The organism is Corynebacterium tuberculostearicum (assembly GCF_022347235.1).
GTDB classification, from domain to species: Bacteria; Actinomycetota; Actinomycetes; order Mycobacteriales; family Mycobacteriaceae; genus Corynebacterium; species Corynebacterium tuberculostearicum_F.
In genome coordinates this window covers 43973-51069 of sequence record NZ_JAKRDX010000017.1, presented here as the reverse complement: position 1 = coordinate 51069, position 7097 = coordinate 43973, and the positions used below count along the sequence as shown (strand labels likewise).

Annotated in this window: 5 protein-coding genes and 2 pseudogenes; 3 read left to right on the top strand and 4 right to left on the bottom strand. The window is 53.2% G+C overall.

The genetic code is table 11. The features are described from left to right. Positions 1 to 423: 423 nt before the first annotated feature. From MHK09_RS09485 to MHK09_RS09475, 3 genes and pseudogenes are all read right to left on the bottom strand, one after another. Positions 424 to 1311 (bottom strand): hypothetical protein, encoded by an 888-nt coding sequence (locus tag MHK09_RS09485; RefSeq protein ID WP_239279320.1) that lies wholly within the window; start codon positions 1309 to 1311, stop codon positions 424 to 426. Positions 1312 to 1462: 151 nt separating this feature from the next. After that, positions 1463 to 2172, bottom strand: a pseudogene (locus tag MHK09_RS09480) (IS6 family transposase). Positions 2173 to 2286: 114 nt separating this feature from the next. Then, positions 2287 to 2763 (bottom strand): MarR family winged helix-turn-helix transcriptional regulator, encoded by a 477-nt coding sequence (locus MHK09_RS09475; protein WP_239279319.1) that lies wholly within the window; start codon positions 2761 to 2763, stop codon positions 2287 to 2289. A 101-nt stretch (positions 2764 to 2864) separates the two neighbouring features. Here MHK09_RS09475 and MHK09_RS09470 point away from each other — a divergent pair, with 101 nt between their 5' ends. From MHK09_RS09470 to MHK09_RS09460, 3 genes and pseudogenes are all read left to right on the top strand, one after another. Then, positions 2865 to 3335 carry a cupin domain-containing protein gene (locus MHK09_RS09470; RefSeq protein ID WP_239279318.1) on the top strand — a complete coding sequence of 157 codons (471 nt, stop codon included), beginning with the start codon at positions 2865 to 2867 and terminating at the stop codon, positions 3333 to 3335. Between the two features lie 83 nt (positions 3336 to 3418). Next, a complete protein-coding gene (locus MHK09_RS09465; RefSeq protein ID WP_255718269.1) occupies positions 3419 to 4594 on the top strand; it encodes an MFS transporter in 1176 nt (391 codons plus the stop codon). A 716-nt stretch (positions 4595 to 5310) separates the two neighbouring features. Next, positions 5311 to 5475 (top strand): annotated as a pseudogene (locus MHK09_RS09460) (3'-5' exonuclease); the annotation flags it as partial. Positions 5476 to 5595: 120 nt separating this feature from the next. Here the strand turns inward: MHK09_RS09460 and MHK09_RS09455 are convergent. Continuing rightward, positions 5596 to 7077 (bottom strand): multicopper oxidase family protein, encoded by a 1482-nt coding sequence (locus MHK09_RS09455; protein WP_250413397.1) that lies wholly within the window; start codon positions 7075 to 7077, stop codon positions 5596 to 5598. Positions 7078 to 7097 lie beyond the last annotated feature (20 nt).

The window sequence follows — 7097 nt, the reverse complement described above, 5'->3', positions numbered from 1 at the left end:
AGACATCACTTTTTGTCGCGGCCGGGCAAATTTAACTTCAGAGTTTTCTACCGGATCGATGTAATGAGACATTAGTGCTGGTTAGACCGGAACTATCTCATAAGACATGCGGAACGATGTCTCCGAACCAGACACCGCCCCGGGCACCCTGAGCAGTTGAACAAACTGCGACACCGGAGGTAACAAACTCGAAAGGGTCCGTGACCTCCGGTTTTCCTAATTTTAGGCGTTGTCTTGGTCACCTGGGTGCGGTTGGGGGGGATCGACCTGGCGACTCAGATGAGGGGCCAAGTGTCGATGTAATTCCCAGACGAATTCGCGTTTGGTTTCGGACAGATTCCAGTCTTGCCTTAAAAACCTAAAACAGGTTATAACTCAGTCGGGGTATGGCAGTCTTAATTAGCGATATAGCGCTGTTACCTACTAGGGGTTTAGTCCATTTTGGGTTAGTACATCGGCGACCTGTTGGTAGGCTTCTGTACCTGCTTTCTCAGCGAAAGCTGCTCCAAAAGCTTTAAGGGAATCAATCGTCCATTGAATGCCTCGGCGTTTCGACTTTTGTTCCACTACCTCCAGGTCATCCAAAAGATCCTCCGTTGATTCTTCATCGAGTCCCTCGAGCTGGTCGACAATGTGGCGAAGTTCTTTGACCGTAACGGCAATGAGCTCTTCACTTGGCTTACTGACGTCAATCCGGTTGTGGGAACTTACAGACCCGTAGTTGGTGCCGTTGGATTGAGTTCCGATTACACCATGGTTGATTGAGTTGATATTCAAGGTGGTTGCTGCTCCTGACTGCATGATTTGGTCGAGACTCATATTGCTTCTCAGCACTCTGCGTCCTTCTGGGGTTATTTCCGGATGTAGAAAGCTGTTTTGCCAACTAGACATGCATTTAATTAGCTCGTGTGAGACGAGATCTTCTGCTGTTTCTTCGATTTCACGGATAGTTAGATCGCCGGAAAAGTCTTCGATGTAGGGGGTGTTTAGAATTTCGCCCAAGTTGGTGGGGCGTTTTGTCGAGTAAAGCCATTCCAAAATCCGACGCTGTGCAAGAGAAGCCCTATATCCGCTGTGCATTCGAGCCGCTTCTGCGAGACCTCTGTCACTAAAATGAAAGTCGAAAGAATTATCGGTTGTACGTGTATTAAGGATCATCGCAGCGGAAAGCAGTTCAACAAAGACTGACTCCTGATGTTCGTTTTCGACAACCTCAAATGGGAGACGAGATGCGTATGATTTGCGGTTTAAATAAAGCCAAAAAATGGCCCTCTCTGCATTAAATGTGAATCCCACTTCCAATCCTTTCATTGTTTTGTCAGGTCACCCTCTCGATGAATCGAAGGTGTGTACCAATATTACACTAAGTGGTGACTCGAGCTACGGTGCTGTTGCAAAGTTGGGTGGAGAACCGCGAACACTCCTTTCTTCGTCGCCTGGCCAGCATTATGGCCCAGCCTGCTTAGATATTCTGGAAGACCCGGTTGACGATCGCCGCGTCCGGGTTCGGGTGCCCGTAGGCAAACATCGCGCCTTGCCCTTTCCGCAATGAGTGCATCGCCTCCATCCCTTTCAACGTCCGATATACAGTGTCCGGTTCTTAAACGCGCCTTTCGGCCCGAGGATCCGCTTCAGCCGACCATGGTCGCCTTCCAAGATGTTGTTGAGGAATTTCACCTACCGGTGTTCCACTGTTGGCGGGCAGATTCCCTCTGACTTCAACTCGGCGATTACCCTGGCTAGGGAGGGTGCTTTATCGGTGTTGATCACTCTGGGATACCCGGCTGACGCATTGGATCTGAGGGCCTTGGCCAGGAAACGCTTCGCTGCGGCCACGTTCCGCTTCGGAGAGAGGTAAAAGTCCAGGGTCTGGCCACCGGCGGTGATCGCCCGATAGAGATAGCACCACCTGCCGCCGACCCGGATATAGGTCTCATCCACCCGCCAAGAACTAGCCTGCCAGTCAGGTACCTGCCGGTATCACCGTGTTTGCTTGTCCAGCTCAGGGGCGTATTTCTGGACCCAGCGGTAGATCGTGGCGTGATCGAATGGCACGCCCCGCTGAAGTCATCATTTCCTCCAGATCGCGGTAGCTCACCCCGTAGCGGCAGTACCACCCACTGCCCACAGAATGATGTCACGGGGGAAATGACGACCAGAGAAAATACCCAAGGCTGTGACTATTTCACGTCACTCTTCCTACTGCCCCAACTTTGCAACAGCACCATCCTAAAAGCAGCACGCCAGAATGGCTAATCATCTAACCTCGCCAACACATCCTGTCGTTTAGGCTGGGCTTTCTTTGCTCCAAGATCGTAGCAATTCGAGCAGTTCATCCTGTTGTGTACTGGACAGGTGGTTGAGGGCTTTTCGCTCAGCTGTGGCATGGGCTTCAACGATGGACATTATTCGGTCGTGTCCTTCTGGCGTTAGTGTCAGAGTTTTTCCTCGCTTATCGCTAAGATTCATTTCTTCATCAATGAGTCCTTGCTTTTTGAGCTTGTTAAGTCTTCCGGTAATTCCGGCCTTTGACAGAAGTAGGGCGTGTGCAAGTTGTCCCGGGGTGATGTTTTCCTGGCGGAGGATCGTTGCTAGAACATCGAAGTCGCCCGGAGCTAATTCAGCTTGTTCATGGATGGTCGTCACTTCGTTTTTGATTGCTCTTAACAGATGGGTGAGGCGAAGGGTTGTTTCCATTGCATCCACATCGACGTGGGGATTTATCCTCGTCCATTTGTTCATGGCTGTGGAGATGGGGTCCATTTTGTTCCTTTCGGGTTGCTGAAACTTAGTGTAGCGCTTGACAAAAGAAGTTCGGTAGCGAACTATATAGTTCGTCAGCGAACAACCAATGGAGATTTAAGATGTTAATTTCTGAACCCGAAATAGTGGCAGATGCTTCCTCCTCTCGCCTTCCGAAGGCAAGATTGCTGGTGGATGCCTCGGATGCAAAAGGAAATGTGAGTGTACAAAATATTCAACTTTTTGATGGGGGTGAGGGAGCCGTTCCACATTTTCATAAGATTTCGTGTGAGTTCTTCTACGTCACTAAAGGGGAACTGGAGTTTTGGGAGGATGGCCACATTTACCAGCTAGGTGCGGGTGATTGCGCATTGGTTCTTCCGGGTGTTCCTCATGCTTTTGGAGCCGCTAAGGGTAGCGATGCGGATGTACTGGTAACTATCGCACCCGGTGTGGAGAGGTTTGAGTATTTCCGTATCTTGGGACGGATAATGAGTGGCAAGGCGCCTGAAGATGAGCTTGCCCGTCGAGAAGATGAATTCGATACGTATTTTGTGGAAGCACAAGATTGGAAAGCGCATAGAGGAGGATAGGGAGCCAGAATCTACGTTGCTTGCACTCCGGATGTAGGGAGACCGGACTGCGAGCATTTTAGGAAGATTGATTATTGCCAATCATGTCGAATCGGAAATCGAAAGCAGATATACCAGTCCTACAATTGACAGGGTTAGCGTTTGCCGCTTTCTTGGCCATAATGACCGAGACCATTCCTACGGGGGTTTTGGTTGATATGGGTGAGTCCTTTGGAACGACAACGGGAAAAGTAGGACAGTTTCTAACCGCTTATGCAGCTGGATCTGTGGTGGCTGCAATACCGGTGATGACAGCAACTCGAAAAATGCCGCGTAAGCGTCTTTTGGTTATAGCTATCATGGGGCTTGGCGTTTTCAACGCTCTCACTGCTATTACTTCGTATTTGTGGTTAGCCTTTCTTGCTAGGTTTCTTGCCGGTATGGCTGGAGGCGTCGTTTGGGGCCTTGTGGCAAATTACGCTCGGAGTTTGGTCAGTTCGGAAAACCAAGGTCGCGCACTTGCCATTATCGGTTTTGGGCAGCCTTTCGCCTTAGCTTTTGGAGTCCCGCTTGGTGCATTAGGGGGTCAACACTTTGGTTGGAGATTGACGCTCGGCATGCTAACAGTTGCATCCATCGTTTTGGCGTTATGGATTATGTTTACAGTTCCTCCCCGGCCGGGACTTGTTGGAGATGGCCCAGGAACCAAAGTTCTTAAGAGATCGATTTTGATGCCTGGTGTGATGGGGGTGCTTGTAGCGCTCTTCGGCTGGACAGTAGCGCACAACATGGTTTACACGTACATTCAACCTTTAACCAGTGGTGTGGGAATAGCTCTTGGCGTAGATGTCGTGCTTCTATTTTTCGGGATTTCTGCGGGGATCAGTATTTTACTTACTGCTGTCGTTGTAGATAAGAGATTGTTCCTGACTGGTCTAATCTCAGGCGCGTTGATGCTTTTAGGATTCTTGCTCTTGTCGGTACCGGCAGCTCCCAACTATTTTTTCATTTCTGGAATAATCGTCTGGGGACTGGGGTTTGGTGGTGCACCGACAGTTCTGCAGACTGCCTTAGCCAGAAATGCAGTTAACTTGGCAGACATTGCACAGTCCTTTTTCGTTACTATCTTCAATTTTGGTGTAGGTATCGGTGGTGCGCTCGGAGGGGCAATATCGAGTCTTTGGGGTGTTTCTTCCCTTAGTATTGGTGCAGGGGTGATGTGTGTCTTAGTTTTCGGATTGCTCGTTGTGAGGAGTAGAGATTTTGGAAGGCAGCTTTGAGAGATAGGCCACACGCTCAGGCCGGGAAGTGCTTCTTAAAACAGGCTTGAACTTCCATCTTGAACATCACGCGTTGTGAAGTCTCACTTCAGTGTGCCAGTTTCCAGGGAGTGGATCCGGCAACGTGGCAAAAAGCGAATTGAACAAGTCTTCCAAACATGTTGCGCCACAAATCCGAGCAAACGCTTCTTGCTGCTTGGAGAAAACACCTTGTTGTAATTTTTCTTATTCCGTTTTCTATGCAGATGCCGGTTCCATCCGGTAATTCCCGGGAGATTTCATATCCGCAGCTCGGGATACGCTTCTTGAAAAGCAATGTTGAGCTGCCATCGTGAACATCCCACCATCGAAATCCGGAGATGGAAACCACAGAAGTTTCCACTCCGGCTCTTTTTATTTTTCCTAGTCGCTCCTTTTTCCTTAGTGCGCAGCATATCCATGCTCATCAATCATGTACTGGGTAGCAGTATTTAATTCCTGCTGGGAAATATCCCGCAAACTCGGCCCCGCCGCTGACCCTCCCCAGTGGTCGTAGTAGCGGGGGTTGGGGTGGAGTTCGGATAGTCCTGCGAAGTGCTCATAGCACTAAGGCAACCACACCCACGCCCGCTACGAAAGGCCAACCACACTAACCTTGTGGACAACCCGCACAGGGCTAGTGTGGTTATCCACAGAAATCCACGTTGGTTGCAGTGTTCGATAGCGTTTAGGTGGGCATGTCGGTATGGGCCTCTAGGTTTGAGGCCATGGGCTTTTTAGAAAACCTCCTCAACCGCTACGCCCCGCGCACACCGGGCAAGCCGGTCTTTGCGGTCATTGATGCCGAAACCACCGGCTTTAACAAGTGCTACGACCGCATCATTGAACTTGCTGCCGTGCACGCCGACGCATACTTCAATCCCGTCAACTCCTGGCACACATTGCTCAACCCTGACACCAACGCCGTGTCCACTACTCGGGGGCACCCCCGCCCACCTCGGCACTCAACCCTGCTGTGGGGGTTACTCGTAGCGAAGCGAGCTGAACATCCCGGTTTCCATGTGATAGGCGTTATGACAGTGAAATGCCCACTCACCGGGGTTGTCAGCGATCAGGTCGGCAATCATGGTTTCACCGTGGCGGAGAAGGACGGTGTCCTTGCGTAGCCCGCCGCTGCCGGGCAGCGCCCACGTGTGGCCGTGGATGTGCATGGGATGGGGCATCATGGTCCTGTTGCGCATGACCATCCGCAGGCGCTGGCCCTCCTGCACGGTCGCGGAGGAGGATTGGCCGTCGGTGAGAATGCTCCATTCATACGGCATCATCTGCCCGCCCAGGTCGATGCTGACTTCTCGGTCTGGTGTGTCCTCGGGCAGGAGTGCACGGTCTGCTGGCTTCAGGGAGGACAGAAGCAGTCCGGTGGACGACAACTCGGGGAAGTCGACATCGGGGTGGGGGGCCTGGCCGCCGGCGGTGCGGATGACGGCGAAGGCACGGTCGTCCTTACCCACCGCCAAAGCCGTGAGCGGGAAGATACCGTCGTCGAGGATGACCTCGACGTCGACACGCTCGCCCATCGACAGGTAGATCGATTCGGTCTCCCTGGGTTGGACAGGGAAGCCGTCGGTGTGGGTCACGGTCATGCGGTGGCCACCGAGGGCCACCTTGAAGATGGTGTCACCGCCGGAGTTGATAAACCGCAGGCGGGCCTTGTCGCCCGGGCGAGCCTCGAAGGTCCGGTGAGCACGGGGGATACGTCCGTTGATGAGGTAGTGCGGATACATCACATCGCCGGCATCCCCGCCCAGTACCCGGTCCGGGGTGCCGTGCATCATATGGCCGTGACCTCCCATCCCCTTCTTCCCGTTATGGTCACCCGAACCCATTCCGGTGAGCTTGTCGAGCTCATCGTCGGGAGTGCCCTGAATGCCATCGACCCAGTCGTCGAGCACGATGGTCCACTCGACGTCCTGGTCCTCAGCGTCTTGCGGGTCACGGATGATCAGTGGGGCGTGGAGGCCGCGATCAAGCTGCAGGCCGGAGTGGGAATGGTAGAAGTAGGTGCCACCGTGGGGGACTTCAAAAACATAGGAGAAAGACTTGCCAGGTTCAATGGGGTCCTGGGTCATGCCGGGCACACCGTCGGCTGCGTTGTGGAGTGCGATGCCATGCCAGTGGATGGAGGTGCTTTCAGGCAGTTCATTGGTGATATCGACCTGGAGGACGTCGCCGGCGGTGGCCTCAATGGCCGCATCCCCGGTGTCAGAGACGTATCCCCACGTCTTGGCTTCGATGCCGCCGATATCCAGAGAGAGGGGCCGGGCGTTCAGTGTCCGGCGCACCGTCGGCTCACCGAGCGCAGTGGGGGTGGGAGTGGGGCGAAGGGAGGGACCTGGTGCCGAGGCAGCGGGTCCAGGGTCGCTGGTGCAGGCGGCCACGGCCCCAGTGCCGGCGAGAACGAGCCCGCCGAGCAGAAACTGTCGTCGGGAAAACGCGTTCATCATGATTTGACCTTCCTTGGTGC

Bases quoted from the DNA above. Each gene is read 5' to 3' on its own strand.
- MHK09_RS09485 (WP_239279320.1), bottom strand. From the start codon at position 1,311: ATGAAAGGATTGGAAGTGGGATTCACATTTAATGCAGAGAGGGCCATT.
- MHK09_RS09475 (WP_239279319.1), bottom strand. From the start codon at position 2,763: ATGGACCCCATCTCCACAGCCATGAACAAATGGACGAGGATAAATCCC.
- MHK09_RS09470 (WP_239279318.1), top strand. From the start codon at position 2,865: ATGTTAATTTCTGAACCCGAAATAGTGGCAGATGCTTCCTCCTCTCGC.
- MHK09_RS09465 (WP_255718269.1), top strand. From the start codon at position 3,419: ATGTCGAATCGGAAATCGAAAGCAGATATACCAGTCCTACAATTGACA.
- MHK09_RS09455 (WP_250413397.1), bottom strand. From the start codon at position 7,077: ATGATGAACGCGTTTTCCCGACGACAGTTTCTGCTCGGCGGGCTCGTT.